General features: G+C 31.5%; 23 protein-coding genes. 1 reads left to right on the top strand and 22 read right to left on the bottom strand.

The features are described from left to right. Window positions 1-34 precede the first annotated feature (34 nt). The 3 genes from ABWP20_RS13115 to ABWP20_RS13125 are packed head-to-tail and all read right to left on the bottom strand — an operon-like array spanning window position 35 to window position 2,689. Window positions 35-1,078: a phage major capsid protein gene (locus ABWP20_RS13115; RefSeq protein WP_353096315.1), complete on the bottom strand. Its 1,044-nt coding sequence runs from the start codon at window positions 1,076-1,078 to the stop codon at window positions 35-37. A gap of 15 nt (window positions 1,079-1,093) precedes the next feature. Continuing rightward, window positions 1,094-1,471, bottom strand: a complete 378-nt coding sequence (locus tag ABWP20_RS13120; RefSeq protein ID WP_353096317.1) for a hypothetical protein — start codon at window positions 1,469-1,471, stop codon at window positions 1,094-1,096. Between the two features lie 18 nt (window positions 1,472-1,489). Beyond that, the gene (locus ABWP20_RS13125; RefSeq protein WP_353096319.1) at window positions 1,490-2,689 is read right to left on the bottom strand and encodes an XkdF-like putative serine protease domain-containing protein; all 1,200 of its coding nucleotides are present in this window, start codon (window positions 2,687-2,689) and stop codon (window positions 1,490-1,492) included. Between the two features lie 74 nt (window positions 2,690-2,763). On the opposite strand from ABWP20_RS13125, the gene ABWP20_RS13130 reads away from it, so the two are divergent. Next, window positions 2,764-2,985 carry a hypothetical protein gene (locus ABWP20_RS13130; protein ID WP_353096321.1) on the top strand — a complete coding sequence of 74 codons (222 nt, stop codon included), beginning with the start codon at window positions 2,764-2,766 and terminating at the stop codon, window positions 2,983-2,985. A gap of 49 nt (window positions 2,986-3,034) precedes the next feature. On the opposite strand, the gene ABWP20_RS13135 is transcribed toward ABWP20_RS13130, so the two are convergent. The 19 genes from ABWP20_RS13135 to ABWP20_RS13225 all read right to left on the bottom strand — a co-directional run bounded on the left by ABWP20_RS13135 (window position 3,035) and on the right by ABWP20_RS13225 (window position 14,836). Beyond that, a complete protein-coding gene (locus ABWP20_RS13135) occupies window positions 3,035-5,200 on the bottom strand; it encodes a minor capsid protein (protein ID WP_353096323.1) in 2,166 nt (721 codons plus the stop codon). Between the two features lie 21 nt (window positions 5,201-5,221). Continuing rightward, a complete protein-coding gene (locus tag ABWP20_RS13140; RefSeq protein ID WP_353096325.1) occupies window positions 5,222-6,895 on the bottom strand; it encodes a terminase large subunit in 1,674 nt (557 codons plus the stop codon). Window positions 6,896-6,905: 10 nt separating this feature from the next. After that, complete coding sequence (locus tag ABWP20_RS13145) at window positions 6,906-7,559, bottom strand: hypothetical protein (RefSeq protein ID WP_353096326.1); 654 nt, start codon at window positions 7,557-7,559, stop codon at window positions 6,906-6,908. Between the two features lie 69 nt (window positions 7,560-7,628). Next, entirely contained in the window at window positions 7,629-7,847 is a 219-nt protein-coding gene (locus tag ABWP20_RS13150; protein ID WP_353096328.1) for a hypothetical protein, read from the bottom strand. After that, window positions 7,844-8,050 (bottom strand): hypothetical protein, encoded by a 207-nt coding sequence (locus tag ABWP20_RS13155; protein WP_353096330.1) that lies wholly within the window; start codon window positions 8,048-8,050, stop codon window positions 7,844-7,846. The genes ABWP20_RS13150 and ABWP20_RS13155 overlap by 4 nt, the downstream gene beginning before the upstream one ends. Then, window positions 8,047-8,232 carry a hypothetical protein gene (locus ABWP20_RS13160; RefSeq protein ID WP_353096332.1) on the bottom strand — a complete coding sequence of 62 codons (186 nt, stop codon included), beginning with the start codon at window positions 8,230-8,232 and terminating at the stop codon, window positions 8,047-8,049. The genes ABWP20_RS13155 and ABWP20_RS13160 overlap by 4 nt, the downstream gene beginning before the upstream one ends. Window positions 8,233-8,413: 181 nt before the next feature. After that, window positions 8,414-8,818: a hypothetical protein gene (locus ABWP20_RS13165; RefSeq protein ID WP_353096334.1), complete on the bottom strand. Its 405-nt coding sequence runs from the start codon at window positions 8,816-8,818 to the stop codon at window positions 8,414-8,416. Window positions 8,819-8,822: 4 nt separating this feature from the next. Next, complete coding sequence (locus ABWP20_RS13170; RefSeq protein WP_353096335.1) at window positions 8,823-8,993, bottom strand: hypothetical protein; 171 nt, start codon at window positions 8,991-8,993, stop codon at window positions 8,823-8,825. Between the two features lie 259 nt (window positions 8,994-9,252). Next, complete coding sequence (locus ABWP20_RS13175) at window positions 9,253-9,615, bottom strand: hypothetical protein (RefSeq protein WP_353096337.1); 363 nt, start codon at window positions 9,613-9,615, stop codon at window positions 9,253-9,255. Window positions 9,616-9,630: 15 nt separating this feature from the next. Next, on the bottom strand, window positions 9,631-9,909 hold the full coding sequence (locus ABWP20_RS13180) for a hypothetical protein (protein WP_353096339.1): 279 nt from the start codon (window positions 9,907-9,909) through the stop codon (window positions 9,631-9,633). A 2-nt stretch (window positions 9,910-9,911) separates the two neighbouring features. Continuing rightward, complete coding sequence (locus tag ABWP20_RS13185; protein WP_353096341.1) at window positions 9,912-10,079, bottom strand: hypothetical protein; 168 nt, start codon at window positions 10,077-10,079, stop codon at window positions 9,912-9,914. Between the two features lies 1 nt (window position 10,080). Beyond that, entirely contained in the window at window positions 10,081-11,229 is a 1,149-nt protein-coding gene (locus ABWP20_RS13190; protein WP_353096343.1) for a ParB/RepB/Spo0J family partition protein, read from the bottom strand. Further along, entirely contained in the window at window positions 11,219-11,404 is a 186-nt protein-coding gene (locus ABWP20_RS13195; RefSeq protein WP_353096345.1) for a ParB N-terminal domain-containing protein, read from the bottom strand. The genes ABWP20_RS13190 and ABWP20_RS13195 overlap by 11 nt, the downstream gene beginning before the upstream one ends. Before the next feature lie 169 nt (window positions 11,405-11,573). Continuing rightward, the gene (locus ABWP20_RS13200) at window positions 11,574-11,825 is read right to left on the bottom strand and encodes a hypothetical protein (protein WP_353096347.1); all 252 of its coding nucleotides are present in this window, start codon (window positions 11,823-11,825) and stop codon (window positions 11,574-11,576) included. 11 nt (window positions 11,826-11,836) lie between these two features. Next, complete coding sequence (locus ABWP20_RS13205; RefSeq protein ID WP_353096349.1) at window positions 11,837-12,157, bottom strand: hypothetical protein; 321 nt, start codon at window positions 12,155-12,157, stop codon at window positions 11,837-11,839. Window positions 12,158-12,167: 10 nt separating this feature from the next. Continuing rightward, window positions 12,168-12,563, bottom strand: coding sequence for a DUF1064 domain-containing protein (locus ABWP20_RS13210; RefSeq protein WP_353096351.1), 396 nt, complete (start codon window positions 12,561-12,563; stop codon window positions 12,168-12,170). Between the two features lie 51 nt (window positions 12,564-12,614). Continuing rightward, window positions 12,615-12,782 (bottom strand): hypothetical protein, encoded by a 168-nt coding sequence (locus tag ABWP20_RS13215; RefSeq protein WP_353096353.1) that lies wholly within the window; start codon window positions 12,780-12,782, stop codon window positions 12,615-12,617. Continuing rightward, window positions 12,772-12,984 (bottom strand): hypothetical protein, encoded by a 213-nt coding sequence (locus ABWP20_RS13220; RefSeq protein ID WP_353096355.1) that lies wholly within the window; start codon window positions 12,982-12,984, stop codon window positions 12,772-12,774. The genes ABWP20_RS13215 and ABWP20_RS13220 overlap by 11 nt, the downstream gene beginning before the upstream one ends. 10 nt (window positions 12,985-12,994) lie before the next feature. Continuing rightward, on the bottom strand, window positions 12,995-14,836 hold the full coding sequence (locus ABWP20_RS13225) for a DnaB-like helicase C-terminal domain-containing protein (RefSeq protein ID WP_353096357.1): 1,842 nt from the start codon (window positions 14,834-14,836) through the stop codon (window positions 12,995-12,997). Window positions 14,837-14,842 lie beyond the last annotated feature (6 nt).

Consider the following 14,842-nt stretch of genomic DNA (forward strand, 5'->3'; position numbering starts at 1 on the left):
TCCTTAAAACTAAAAAAGAGGTCATTAAAACCTCTTATTTTAGCTTAAGTATTTTAGCTGAATCTTTATAGATTTTATTAAATCCTTTTATTTCAGATATTACAGCTCTTTCAACTTGCCTATTTATGATCTTATCATATTCTATCATAGTGTTAACTACTGTTACCTCTTCCAAACAGAATTTCTTATCTAATCCTATAATAGTTCCTTCTTCTATAATGTCTGCCCTTAACCAGTTTGAACCTATAGGATTAACCATCTTACCCGTCTTCTGGAAATTAAATCCTGCTTGAGGGTCTTTAAATTCTTCCATTAATAAGATAGTAGTTAGTATGTCTTTTGGTGCTAATACAGTATTAACATCATATCCTTGCTTGAAGTCCATATAGAACTTAACTATTTCATTGTATGTTAATTTTCCAGATGTTCCTCCTATAGGTCCCTTTCCTACTGTTAAAATATCTGCTGCATTTTTATTACCATCTCCATATATAAGAGTGTATAAGGCATCTCTTAATTGTTGTTTCCCTATTCCTACTCCCATTTTTCTTAAGTGTAATGCAAACATATCTATTTTCATAAGTTTCAAAGCTTCATAAGATATTTTTAATGCCCTACCTCTTTTATAAAACTTAGTATTCTGATTTCTAAGTTTTATTTCAGTCTCTGGAAATTCTGCTGCCTCTGCTATATCAGTAAGCTCTATATCTTCTTGATCTATAGTATCCCCATAAACTGCCGTATACTGCATAGCATCAATTTTAGTAGATGTACCTACTATTTGATTTAGAAGATTTCCTTCTTCAATTCCTTCTCTTACAGTCCTATCAATATGCTCTGGGAACAATAAAGTTGATTCATAAGTTTGATAAAATTTAGAAACCACATCTGAATGACTACCTGCTGTTTTAATATCAAATCTTTTTAATTGCCTTTGAAATGCATCTAGTCCCTCATGCTCTGTACCTTTATATTGTTCCGTCGGATCCATCTCTTCTAATTTTTCAGTGAAGGACTTCTTTTCTTTTGCTGCATCTTGGTATATACCTTTTTCTAGTTTTAAATTATCAAATGCCATATTATAATACCTCCTTTATATAAAGAAACCTACTAGTTTCTTATCTGTATTTACTCTTACTACCCTTACAGGTACTCCTGCCACAGTCTCACCAGTAACAGCCTTAACCTTCCCATCCTTATCTGATACCAAAAGTCTATAGCCAACCGTTGGTGCTGTTCCTGAATAAGGAAGTTCAAAATATCCTTCCATTCTTACAGAACAGGTACCTCTTTCTTCAAACTTAAGCATTTCACCTAGAAATAAATCTCCATCTCCACATTTTCCAACTATATCTGTATCAACAGATTTAACTAGTTTACCTTCATCTGCTACTTTTAAAGAATCATCAGTTTTAAAGGTAACTACCAATTCATTAATTCCTTTAAAATCTACTCTTCCTGGCTTTAACATATAATCATACCTCCCTTATTATTTAAAACATGAGTTATCTACTGATTTAGTAGACTTATCATCCTTGTTATAATTTTTAGCTTGTGGTGCTGGTGGGAATTTTTCATCTACCTTAGACTCATATTGCTTTTTAAACTCCTTTAATTCCTCAACATCGCATTTTTCAAATACTTTACCCATCATTTCTTCATTGAAAGATTCACCCTCTGCCATTTTACCTAGCCTAGTACATTCTTTCTTTAAATCTTCAACATATTGGTCCCCCATAGCCGCTTTAGGCTTTAATTCCTTTAATTCTTTTTCTGCATCCTCTGCTTTAGCAATAGCCTCATCATAAATTTCTAAATCTTTTTCCAAATCTGAAACCGGTATTTCAATTACATCAGCTTTTTCAGCTTTAGCTTTTTTAATTAATCCTTTTAAATATTTCAATGATATCTCCCCTCTCTTTGACATTTTGGCATAAAAAATACTCGGTTTTTCTCCCGAGTTCTTTTCATGTTTATGTTTATTTACATTATCTTTACTTAAAGTATCTTTTTCTAACTTAACACCTTTTACAACTCCCGCAGCAGGTTGAGCTGGTACTGCTACAAATGATACTTCATAGGCTTCCTTTGGGTCTTTCATATGAAGATGACAAATCATATCCTTACCATTGACCTTATAACTTCTTCCTGGCCAGTGACTACAATTACTACCATCATAAAAAGAATTCCCACATATATCACACTCTAAATCTTTAATACTAAAACCTACTGATACCTCTTTTAATATTCCAGCTTCAATATTTTCTATAAGATCCTCATGACCGTTCTTGACAGTATAGGCCCAAGCTTTTAATTGATAATAGGGCTTACCCTTTAACTTTGTTTCACCTTCTACAGTTTTACCAGGCACCTTTACTACTTCTGTTTTAAATATTCTAGAATGTTGATTTCCACTAGTCCAAGAATGGTCCTGTATAAAGGTTTTGCCTATGAATAAATCAGCTAATATCTCCAGGTCTTTTTTAGTAAAGTATTCATAATCCCTATCTACTTCATTATCACATAATACTATAGGATAGATATAAACTTCATCAGCTGTAAGTTCTCTCCTAGTGTGTTTGTTTATTAAGGCCATATCTTCATCTGTTACTTCTTCAACTTGCTTAGTAGATACCATAGCTTTTAAATGAAATTTTTGTTGCTTAAGAGTATCTTTCTCTTTGTCCAAATTCTCACCTCCTTGTTAAATAATTATAAATCAGGGTATATATGGTATATTATTAAGTAAAGGAGGACACTATTATGGATATGAATAATGAATATAAAGTTCATATTGAAACTATTACCTATAAACCATACTACCAACCTAATTTTTTGAATCAAGAATTAACGTCACTTTCAAAATTTGCACAAGAAAGAAGGATGACAATAAAGCATATCTATCATATTCCTTATGAAGAAGAGTACGATAACAAAAAAGTTACAACTTATACTATAATAATTGTTCTAGAATCAATTGCTTAGTATAAAAGGTATTGTGAAGACACTGTATTCTTTCTACTGATTACAGTGTCTATATTTTTATATACTCTTCATATTGTCTTTTAGTCCTAGGTTTTTTTCTACATCTACAATGTGGATGAGTGTCTTCGACTACCTTAGGTGCATCCTCTAATGACCACATCTGCCCATCAAGTGATAAACATATATGACATGCATCAGGAGCGGCATCCCATTCACAATAGAAAAATCCCTCTGCTTCATACTCTGCCATCTCTGCTCTATCAATGGCCATAGCACTTTCAGACCTTGCAAGTCTTTCCCAGTACCATCTTTCACCAGATATAGATTTCTTTAGTCTATATTCTAGGTCTCTAGCCCATTCTGTAGGGTTATCTCCTACTGCAGCATGTTCAGCCATTATATTTATTACTTGAGCTTCCTTATCCTTAGCTTTTGTAGTTACTAATTCCATCCCATTTCTCAATAACTCTTGAACATATGGGTGATTATAGTTGGCTATAATTTCATTTCTTTCTGCTGCATCATCTGGAAATTCTTCCCTTATAACTTGATTTCCTCTTATTGCTCCATACCCAAAGGCATGAAGTAGATATTGACCATAGGTCCCATAATACTCTATAGTCTCATCTCCTGAACCTCTCCCTATCATCTCAACAACAAAATTCTGTATAGCCTCTTTCACTTTATCTTCTATAGATGGTGGTAAACTTTTAATCTTGTCATAACTCTTGCTTTTATCTTTATTGCTTTCTTCTAGAGCTGGTATTAAGTCTAGTACTTTCTTTTCTAGCCTATTAACACATTTCATATATCCCTTTAATGTATCCTGCTCTATTTGTAATTGAATAGGGTCCTCAGGTGGAGCATTGAAAGGACTTTTAATGCTACAGTTACAATCTCTGTGTTTCGATTTGTTATTACCCATAGACTTATTGTCTTCTTGTCCATCTTTTGGTGGAAGTAATGAAAATCTAGGTGGAGCTTCTCCTACTGGTTCATCATATCCTAGTTCCTCAGTTGCTATATCCTGATCTATTATGTTCTCATTTCTAAGTCTAATAATATTTTCTATTTCCTTTGATCGAGCTTGCTGCTTAAATAAATCAGCTCTTGCCATTTCAACCGCATCTTGAAGATTTATTTCATCCCATACTATTTCATAAGGTATATTTTTACCTGTTATAGTCTGCCACATATCAATAATATATTTAATCATAGGAGTAACTTCATCCCTATAATTGTCTAGTTCTGATGTAAGGAAATCAGCTTGTTGTTGTGACATTCTTTCAGTAGTGCTCCAAGATAATCCTAGTAAAAATGGAGGAAGTCCTGTCTTCGCTACCAATTGCTCCAATACCTGTTTAACTGGAACCTCTGCATCTAATACCTGGTTATCTGCTCCTATTACTTTTATCTCAATATCTCCTGAAGCTACAAAGTCCCTAACCTTTCCATCTTTATTGTCTTTCATTGTTTCATTGAAGGCATCTTCAATCTTCTTCATCCTACCATCTATATTTGTATTTCTTCCAGTGTCATTGTTAGGTTTATATACTACTGAATATCTAGGATTTCCAAATCTTTCCCAGTTTAAATCTGTGGCAGTAAATATTTTCAACAGTATATTTACCATGAATGGCATTGATCTAAATAAAGATATTCCATATGGACTATCTCCCTCGGGATCCAAAGGAGTAAATAATATTAAATCCTGGTATGGTAGTTCTACCACTTCATGTTTTCCTGGTTGAACTTGACAAACTAAATTTATTAGAGGATTGTCGGTCTGTTTTAATTTAATAGTCCTTATATCAATATTTTTTAATGCATATATATCATTTTTGGCATTGTTTAATATTATTTCTCCTGCAGAGTTACCACACTCTATAAGTTGGTCCAGATAGCTTTCTACAAATGGATATATTCCTATTTGGTTAGAGTTTACTTTTACATTGTTTAAAAATTCCTTTATCTCTTCTTCCTGCTTATCATTTTCGCAATCGATATCAAAAGTACCTACTAATCTCACTATCCTATTTATTGCAGTATCTAAAAGAGGAACTGCCTCTCTCATAGATTTGTATAAGTTATATTCAACTTTAAGAGGTATATATTTATCTAGTTCACTAAATGGATGGCTAAAAGTATCCCTTGTTTGAACTACTATTGTTACCGGAGGATCCTCTTTCTTTTTAAAAAAATTAAATAATCCCAATTTTTCACCTCCTTTAAATAATTATCTTTCTGATGATGATACATAGAATGGTTCATCTACTACAGTATTTTTCCTTACCTGTAAAGCTATACCTAAAGCCATTACTCTATCGTCATGGCAGTCCTCCTGCGCTCCCATTTTACCATTACCTAAATTAACAAATGTAATTAACTCATCTACTAATTCAATAGATCTGATATCTAAATATTCTTCTCTTATTCCTTCCTGGAGATCTGAAACCAATATAGGTTTGGTTTGTTTATTAGTAGGAAAACCTGGAGCACTTTCTTCTTGACCTGTAGTACTATTGTAATTAACATGGTGATATAAATCTTCATATATATCATAGTTAATTAATGTGTTTAGTACTGCATGTCCATGATTGTTTCTTTCTATACCTACAACTGCATCATTATAATATAGTCCAAGTCTTTTAGTTTTCTTGGCAAATACATCAGGCTCCCAATGGCCATGTAGTTCAGCTACTTGTCTACCTGTTTCTCTTTCTATAACTTCTGCAACAGAATAGTCTCCTCCATCTTTTCCTTCTGCCACGTCTCCACCTATTACATATTCTAAATCTTCTTTAGGTTCTTCATATACTTTTAATTCACCTTTGTACTGTTCATGAATGAAATCATCAAATACTACCTCTATTTCATCATATTCGTTTTCTATTGTTCTAATTTCTACAGCATGGTCTATGGTATATTCAGTATAATTATCTCTTTCTTTTTCTAATCTCTTTCTTATGGCCATTAACTTTTTAACGTCAAATACAGGCCTACCACTAGTTAGGAAACAAGACATTTCGTCTTCTGGATATTCTTGTTTAAATATATCTTCTTTAGATAATCCATCTTTATCAGGCATCTCTGATACTTTCCATCTACGCCATTTTATTTGTTCTAAGGATAAATGATATGTATCGATTAACTGTTGCTCTTCCTGGTCTAGCTCTAACTCTTCTCCTGGATCTAACTCTAATTTATATTCAGGATGATCAAACCATCTATAGAAATGATTAGTAAATCTGCTTTTTCCTTCTTTAGCTTCAAAATAGGTCCTATAAAAATAATTTCCTACACCATTGGCAGTAGTTTCTATACATATTTCTCCATCATATGGGACTGCTTGTAATAGACCTGTCATTAATTCTTCTGGATTAGGCCAAAAGGCAACCTCTGAACAATGTAAGTAGTTTACTGTATCACCACGACCAAATGAAGTATTACCTGCTGTACCTACTGATATCCTAGAGTTATTGCCTATAAAATAATATTCTTTTCTATTACCATACTTAGGTTTATTACTGCCATCATTTAGCTGCAGCTTTTTCTCTTCTGGTAAATTCTCATACATCAATTGTACAGATGAAAATATCTTCTGAGTAGAATCTGCGTTATGAGCTATTATTACTGCATTTACATTCTTTTCATTTATGACCCTTTCAAAGTATTGTGCTACCTTTAAAGTAGTAAAACCTAGTTGCCTAGGTTTTAGAATTATATCTCTATTAGTTTTTTCTTTCCAATATTCTCCTTGTATTGGATTCATAGGTAGAGTGATGACTTTTTTATCTTTTGTTTTGATATATAAATACTTTCCTATATATTCTTTAGGAGACAATTCTTCTAGTTTGTTTTCTGCATTATCTACTCTTTGTTCTATTTCATTCAAAATATCAATTAGCACTCTACATCACCTATCCACCTCGTATCCTTCTTTGTTCCTCAGCAATCCATTTCATTCTAGGATTATTGGATATTTCTTTTAATACCTTCCCTGTCACTGCTGGATCATATTTTTCAAATTCAGTTATAAATATATTTATAAATTCTTGTACTAATTGAAAATCATATATCTTCTCTTTTAATTCTGATAGGAATTTATTATTTTCCCTTACTTCTCTTGTTAGCATGGTATAATCTTTTATATTTCTTGATATGCTTTTCTCTACATTGTAGGCAAATTCCATAGGAGTTACTTTTACTCCCATGTCTTGCATTAACCTCACTGCAACTTGACTAACTTCTTCCACTACTTCCGATATGCTTTCTATTCCATCTAATTTATTTAGAACTCTTTGAGAGACATCTAATTGAGTTTGAATAATATCATAGGCTTGATTTACTGACTTGACTACTCTTCTTTTGTCTTCTCTAATTACTTCTACTGCTTTTTCATCTATTTTATCCTCATGTTTATCTAGCCACCTTTTGATTGCCATGGCAGATAATTTAACTTTATTTTCTTCCTTAACGATATCTACTATTTCGTTATAAGTTTTATCGTTATTTCTTAATTTTAATATCTTATCTTCTAAGCCATGTTGCTCTATTTTACTTGGTCTTGCCATATTATCACCCTTTAACGTTATATGATTAAAAATAACGTTATTATTTGTTTTTTATATTGGTATTTAGAGTTATTTTATCTGTTTCATCTTACCCTTATCTCTTTTATAACTTCTTTCCTTCATACATTCCTTTATAGAGTCATAAGCCCCAGTAACAATTATATTTTTATGCCCCTTAAATGGACAACTAATATAATTACCTAGTTTCTCATTATATTTCACATGTTCTATAGGTAATATAAAATTACATCCACATATTTTACATCTATACACTACGTATTCCTTCATCCTGAATCATTCCTTCGTTCAGCAAAATTATATTTCAAAGACTTATTATGACATTTGGGACATTCATTAGTTCCTGCATGTCCTCCTTTTCTATATAAAGCATTTACTATATGTTCCCATTGAGGTTTAACTAATATATAGTCGCACTTTTCAAACTCTCCATCACCTATGTATTTTTCATTAATACATTCTACTTTTATCATTTCTTCTCACCTTTTTTCTTGAGTTCTGTTCTTATATCTTTTAATACACTTAAGATTCTACATATTAATATAGGCCATATTATTTTCGCTATCTCTAGCCATATTTCAAATATCATTATAAAGATAACAAATGTTTTCTGTCCGAAAGATAACATTTTAAATTGTTCTGGTGTTATACTCATCTTCTCACCTCTTGTCTCATTATCGTTTATGAGTATATCTATTAAAACTATAATTTTGCATAATAAAGAATCCCACCGGGGAACTGGTGAGATTTAATGTAAATCCTTATTTAATTTTGACATATGATCTGGAATAGTTTTCCATAATACTATATTAACACATTTTTTTCGGATTTATCGGTCATTTTAAATATCTATCGAGCTTTTTCCTAGGTACACTTTCATCAGCATACCCTAAATGAAATGCTACTTGCTCCCATGTTAACCCATTTACATATTTTAATGTAATTATTTGTCTTATTTCACTATTATCAATGTTATTTATATAATCATGAGTTTCTTCTACTAAATCAATTAATTCTTCTACTCTTCTATTCAATTTTCTCTGTAATCTATCTAACTTATCATCATGCACCTGGTAATCTAATCCAGTAATTAAAAAGTTTCTTTCTATATAAGGAAAATAAGGACTAGATCCTTTTACAGAATCCGTTGTTATATTATAATCTAAATCTGATATCTGTTTTTTTAATATTTCTATTTCACTTTTTAGATATTTAAGCTGAGACAATTGTTCTTTATCCATTTCTCTACTCCCCTTTCCTCTCTGCTTGAAGTTGATTATCTACTAGTCTAAGTTCTAATTTCACAGCTTGTATTTTGTGATCAGCTGTATCATATAAACTCTCTAATGCATCTCTTTTCATTTTTAAGTCTGCTATTATTTCATCTCCCCTGCAGACATCATTTATAATAGTCACTGGTGTTCCTTTATCTCTTTCAATTAATATTTTCTTGGCTAATTCAATTCTGTAAAGCCTTTCAGCTGCTGCAAGTTCATTACCCCTCTTTTTTAATATCTCTATAGCTAGATTTAATTCTCTCCTTAATCTTCCTACCTCATTTATAAGATCCTACATATCCTCCCTCCCAAAAAAGAAAAGCCCAAGGATTTAATTTCTCCCTGGGCTTCTAGAGCCTCTACTGTTATTTGGTGAATATTTTACTTGTGATCTACAGCTACTTCAGTGCTATATGAACCGTATCTTTTCCAAGACTATAATCCAGTAATGTAGATTCCATCCTATTTTTTTCATTTACTAATTGCCTATACCTATTCAAGATTTTTACCCCATCTTTAATAGGTATTTCTTTGAAACTTTCTTCACATCCATAATCACCTTCATACATTATCCCTTCTTCATCTACACCTAGTTGAATTGTAAATTTTTCTTTGTGATCAGGGTGTGAAACATATATTAAAACACCTTCATATGTTTCAAAATGATGAGTGGAATCCAAGTTGATTTTACAAGTTTTATTATGGATTATAAGTTCATGTAATGATATATCCGTATCCCAATGTCCAGATTGCTTATACATTTTCATCCTCCTATTTTAGATTAATTCATAATATTCCTCGTGATCTATATACTTTCTTTTTCCTGGATATTTGACTTCAAAAGTAACTTTTATAGCCTCTATTTCTCCTTCTATCTCAAACCTATTTTCTATGTGCTTGACTTTTGTCGTGCTCAAATTAGCTTGTTTCCTAATATAGTTACTTGTGGTAGTATTTTTTGTCATTGTTACAACTTCATCTTTTTTATATTTAACATCTTTGTATTTATTCAGTAACTCTAATTTTGTTTTTATTATAGCTTCCATTAGTTCCATTACTAATCACTCCTTTCTTGGTATTCGTGAATCATACCAATATCTAAAGTACTATTAAATTGTGCATCTCTAAAGGCTTTATCCTCTGCTATCTCCCTAGCCTCTTCTTCGCTATTTGCCTCTACCTCTATATCTCCACTAAATGTATAAAATACTTGATATCTTTTCATTCTATTCCTCCTCTACTATAAACAATTCATGAGTTCCATCTTGCAATGCCTTTTCTTCCTCGGACATTTTATATCCTAGTTTTTTAAGAAACTCATATACATAATCAAGATCTTCGTTTTGCAGGTACGTACAGTCCCATCTATAATAGTTTTCATTAGGACTATCAAGCATATAATAAGTAGCCATTAATAAATTTAATTCTGGCTGTTTCCATATATGCTCTACTATGTCCTTCCATTCAATGTCTTCTTTATCACTTATATCTATGTTCATGATTTCTGCCATTTCTTCATAATCAAGGCTATAGAAACTCTCAATAATTGCATATAAAGTACTCTCTATTATTGTGTTCATATTCTTTCTTGCTTTAGTATTAGAAATTCCTTTTACAAACTCTTTCCTAAGGCCATATGATCTATTAGTAATTTCTTTTAATTCAGCATATCTAGATTTTATATCCTGCTCTTTCTTCATGCTTTCTTCCTGTTCTTTTGTAACTATATTCACTGTTGTACTTTCTCTATATAACCCTATCCAAGACGAATGTACTTTATAAAAATATTTTTCTATATCTGCATCTTCAGGTTTTTCAATTTTACTATCTCCATGTTCAGTATAAGACCTTACATAACTTAAATTAACAGTATCCTTTGTTTCCTCTGCAAATTCTTTAAGTTGGTTTATTATCTCTGTAATTTTTTTATCTTTCTTTTCTTTATCTATGGCCCATTTTAGTTTATAATTAAAGTTCTCTGTTCCCACTGTTTCAAGGACTTCATTTCTAAGTTCTATATCTTTAATTTTCTCAAGCTCCATGTAATCCATAAGTGTAGCTCCACGCCCAACGGATTCTTTTAGTTTATCCTGGTCTAATTCTAGGAGCTTCACTCTACTATAAACTGTACTTTTTGAAAGTCCTGTTTTCGCTGATATGTTTGAAACTGATTCGCCCAGGTCCAACATCATTTGTAAGCCTTGGGCCTGTTCATATGCTGTAAGGTCGCTTCTTTGCATATTCTCAAGTAACATTGTAGCTACTTGAGTTTTATAGTCCATATCTGATATTACACAAGGTACCTCTTCTAGTCCTGCTAGTTTAGCAGCTGCTAGTCTCCTATGTCCAATGACAACAGTATATTTATCCTCCATACTCATCCTGACATGTTTCTCTTCTATTTCCCACTGAGAACCATGGTATAATAGTTAAGTTTTGCAATATTCCACTGGTTTCTATACTTTCAGCCAGTTCCGTAAGATCTCCCAGTTCCTTTCGTGGATTATCTGGATGGCTATATATCTTTTCAATTTCGATAAATTTAATCATAATTAAATGTTCCCCTTTCATTTTTAAAATGATTTTAACTATTCTTTCCTGTGTCAAATTTATTTCTTGTCTTACATCTAGGACAAATTATTTCTGCCTTTCCTTCTAATTCAAGAAGTAACTTTCCACATTTAGCACATCTTATTTTCTTCATAATCTATCTCCTGCCTTAATTCACTAATTCATATAGTCTTTTCTTTATCTTCTTTGGAGTAATATCCTCTACTCTATAAGTGTATTTACCTTTATACTTTTTTCCCTTATGTTTTTTATGAGTTTTATCCTCATATATAAATTTTATTGCATCTTCATGTTCCTTATATTCTTCCATAGCCAACTCTTTATATTGCTTTAACAACTCCTTATCTCCGTTTATCTCTTGTATAATACCTCTAAAACATAATTCTATTAGCTTGTCCAAGATTATCCCTCCTAATCCCAATATAGAATTTTCATAATACGATCATTTTCTTTGCTTAATTTGTCCCGTATTTTATTTAATTTATCTATTTCTAAACTGATTTGATATAATTCTTCATAGTTTTTATCATTCATCTTATCTATAAGCTTTTTTGTTTCTACCCCTATCCCTCTAGATTTTTGAAAATTATCATCCATTCTCTTTTGATAAATCACTTCCAAAGGATTCCATAAATTTCCCCAACTACAACGGAGAATAAAGTATATTAATTCATCTTTAGTAAATACTTCTAGGTCCTTTTTAGTTATAGGTTGATTAGTTAATTTACTCATGGCTCTTCTCCTACTTAATTACTTTTAAACTTAAATCAGGATACTTATATTCAAATAATTTTTTCTTGATTTTAAAATCTTTGGTTTCTACTCCCTTGATATCTACAACATCAGTTGTTCCATCATTGTTTTCTATTATAAAATCTGCTACATAAGTAATTGATCTATGGGTTGTCCCATTTTTCCTAAATGTTGGCTGCAATTCATATCTAGGTTGTAGTCCAAAGTCTTTTATCTCTCCTGCTTGTTTAAGTAACTTTAACTTACAGTAATATTCAGCCTCTTTTTTACTATCAAAAGTAATCCCGTCTACTGTAGTTTTAATATTTCCATATTTATTTTTCTTTTTAGGCTTAGGAGAGTTCTTATTTAGAAATTCTTCATATTGTTCTTCAGTCCATCTCATGTCTAATGCCTCAAAATACTATTTGCTATATATTCTTTAAGTAATGTACCTTTAATTAGCTTTTTCCATAGTTTTAATTTCTTCATTTTTTATCCCCATTTCATAAAATATATTTGCAATGCTATACATTTCTTGATCTTCTTCTTTCTTTTCACCAAAGTATTTATATAATTCTTTCATTATTTCTTTACCATCTACACATCTTTCCTTATATCCCATGAAACCCATCCAATATTTCTTTATTGGTGTAAGTCCCTATTGCTCCAAGATAATAATTTAATCCTTTTAATATCTCTTGATAGTTTTTTAGGTATTTTTCTTTTTCTGACTGAGGGATATCCTTCCTATCAAAGTAATCATTTGCTTTATGAAATCTTTTAAGTAGTTTATTATACTCTTTTTTAGCTTCTTCAATGGTCATTTAATCCCTCCTAAAATGGACAGTCTTCATCTATTGCTAACTGGAATCCTTCAGGGATGTCTGGATCCCAATGAAAGCTATATCCAATTATTTGATTGTCTTCGCTTATTTCAAGTAGTAACCCTGTGTCCTCGTCATAATGTATTTCTACTTTGGGTAAATCATTATAATATCTATTTTTTAGTACTGCTATTTTCCCATTTATTCCTTGGTTTATATTTTCTTCCTTGTATTCTCTTATTACTGTGATTATGTTATCTGCCTTATTGTAGAGGTCACTTGTCCCATTTATTTGTTCAAAGTCCATGTCTTCGCCTTTTTTATACGTCTTGTTGGGGTGAAGGACTAATATTATATGTGTTCTATATGCCTTTGACATATCACATAGTCTTTGCATAAAGTCTGCCTGCTGTTCATATTTTTCACTGGCTTGTACACTTAATATGCTCATTAGATTGTCTATGACTATAAGGTTATAGTTATTTATTTTGATTTCCATCTCTAGCATTGATGTTAGTTCGTTTATGGTTTTTAATTTGCTGTCTCCTTTGTTAAATAGTGTTAATTTCTTATAGTGCCATTTTTTTAGTTTTTCCAAGATTTCTTTTTTAGGCTCTTTTCTATATCTTTTATTTATTTTTATTGTGTTGTAGTATTCTTTGTGTCTTCCGATTACACTTTGATACATTTCGTTTAAAAAGATTTCTGGATCTCCTTCTCCACTCATTAGGTAAACCTTATTGTCTTTATCTATTGCATTGGCTATTATTTGCCTTACTAAGGTGGACTTTCCTCCGTTAGATCTTCCAGTTATTAATGTTACTAATCCTGGTCCTAAATCATTTAATCCATAGTCTATTGTTTCTAAGCCTGTAGGAATATATTTTCCTGCTCTAGATTCTAGTCCTTTGTATGGTTGATTTTCTAAGTCTCTCCTGCCTTCTATTTTGAATCTAGCACTTTCTATTAATTCAACTACTTTTTCTTTGCCATATAGTATGTATTCCTCATTGATGTCATTTCTTTTATATAGCTTTTTATCTATTAACTTTGCTTTATCTCCGAACTCTTCAACAAAGAATTTATCCATGTTTTGACCTGCTTCATCATTGTCTGAAACAATAATTAGTATTTCAAACTTATCCAGAAATTCTTTGGCTTGCTCAATTAGACTCCTTAGGCTATTTGCTCCTGCTCCTACTGATACAACATTTGTGTATCCACACTGGTCTATTATCATTGCATCAAATTCACCTTCACATATGATTAGCTCCATACCTTCTTCTATATTTTGTATGTTATATAGATAAGGCTTAGATCCTGTTATACTTTTCATTTTAGGCTTTCCAGGGTCTTTCATTGGTTTTCTAATTTTATATCCAACGGCTGTTTCATATTTGTAGTATGGAAAGGCTATATACCCATCATAAGTTGCTAGGTTAAATTTTTTTATAGTGCTTTCTGTGATTCCTCTTAGTTTGATATAGTCTATACACTCCTTAGTAATTGGAGTGATTTTTCTAATCTCTTGGAGGAAGGCATCTCTATTTTTCTGTATTGTAGTATGATTATGGTTCGACTTCCCTAGCAGTTCCCTTACTATTTCTTGATGAGTATAATTTAGATGGTCTTTATAATAGCCATATATATCTATTTTCATCCCACAGCCAAAACAATAAAATTGTAATGCATTTGGATCCCAACTCATACTTGGGTCTTTATCTCCATTTCTGTGAGCAAAGGTATTGGGACAATGGTATTTCTTGCCTTTTTTTCTTAATCCTAGTCCATTTGATATTATGTTTTCTGCTTCTTGTCCGTACTTGTCCTTTATTTCTTGTATCTGGTCCAATACCAT

Origin of the sequence: Tissierella praeacuta (genome assembly GCF_040396155.1) — a bacterium.
Taxonomy (GTDB): domain Bacteria; phylum Bacillota; class Clostridia; order Tissierellales; family Tissierellaceae; genus Tissierella; species Tissierella praeacuta_A.

Bases quoted from the DNA above. Each gene is read 5' to 3' on its own strand.
- ABWP20_RS13115 (WP_353096315.1), bottom strand. From the start codon at position 1,078: ATGGCATTTGATAATTTAAAACTAGAAAAAGGTATATACCAAGATGCA.
- ABWP20_RS13120 (WP_353096317.1), bottom strand. From the start codon at position 1,471: ATGTTAAAGCCAGGAAGAGTAGATTTTAAAGGAATTAATGAATTGGTA.
- ABWP20_RS13130 (WP_353096321.1), top strand. From the start codon at position 2,764: ATGGATATGAATAATGAATATAAAGTTCATATTGAAACTATTACCTAT.
- ABWP20_RS13145 (WP_353096326.1), bottom strand. From the start codon at position 7,559: ATGGCAAGACCAAGTAAAATAGAGCAACATGGCTTAGAAGATAAGATA.
- ABWP20_RS13150 (WP_353096328.1), bottom strand. From the start codon at position 7,847: ATGAAGGAATACGTAGTGTATAGATGTAAAATATGTGGATGTAATTTT.
- ABWP20_RS13155 (WP_353096330.1), bottom strand. From the start codon at position 8,050: ATGATAAAAGTAGAATGTATTAATGAAAAATACATAGGTGATGGAGAG.
- ABWP20_RS13160 (WP_353096332.1), bottom strand. From the start codon at position 8,232: ATGAGTATAACACCAGAACAATTTAAAATGTTATCTTTCGGACAGAAA.
- ABWP20_RS13165 (WP_353096334.1), bottom strand. From the start codon at position 8,818: ATGGATAAAGAACAATTGTCTCAGCTTAAATATCTAAAAAGTGAAATA.
- ABWP20_RS13175 (WP_353096337.1), bottom strand. From the start codon at position 9,615: ATGTATAAGCAATCTGGACATTGGGATACGGATATATCATTACATGAA.
- ABWP20_RS13180 (WP_353096339.1), bottom strand. From the start codon at position 9,909: ATGGAACTAATGGAAGCTATAATAAAAACAAAATTAGAGTTACTGAAT.
- ABWP20_RS13185 (WP_353096341.1), bottom strand. From the start codon at position 10,079: ATGAAAAGATATCAAGTATTTTATACATTTAGTGGAGATATAGAGGTA.
- ABWP20_RS13190 (WP_353096343.1), bottom strand. From the start codon at position 11,229: ATGGAGGATAAATATACTGTTGTCATTGGACATAGGAGACTAGCAGCT.
- ABWP20_RS13195 (WP_353096345.1), bottom strand. From the start codon at position 11,404: ATGATTAAATTTATCGAAATTGAAAAGATATATAGCCATCCAGATAAT.
- ABWP20_RS13205 (WP_353096349.1), bottom strand. From the start codon at position 12,157: ATGAGTAAATTAACTAATCAACCTATAACTAAAAAGGACCTAGAAGTA.
- ABWP20_RS13210 (WP_353096351.1), bottom strand. From the start codon at position 12,563: ATGAGATGGACTGAAGAACAATATGAAGAATTTCTAAATAAGAACTCT.
- ABWP20_RS13215 (WP_353096353.1), bottom strand. From the start codon at position 12,782: ATGGGATATAAGGAAAGATGTGTAGATGGTAAAGAAATAATGAAAGAA.
- ABWP20_RS13220 (WP_353096355.1), bottom strand. From the start codon at position 12,984: ATGACCATTGAAGAAGCTAAAAAAGAGTATAATAAACTACTTAAAAGA.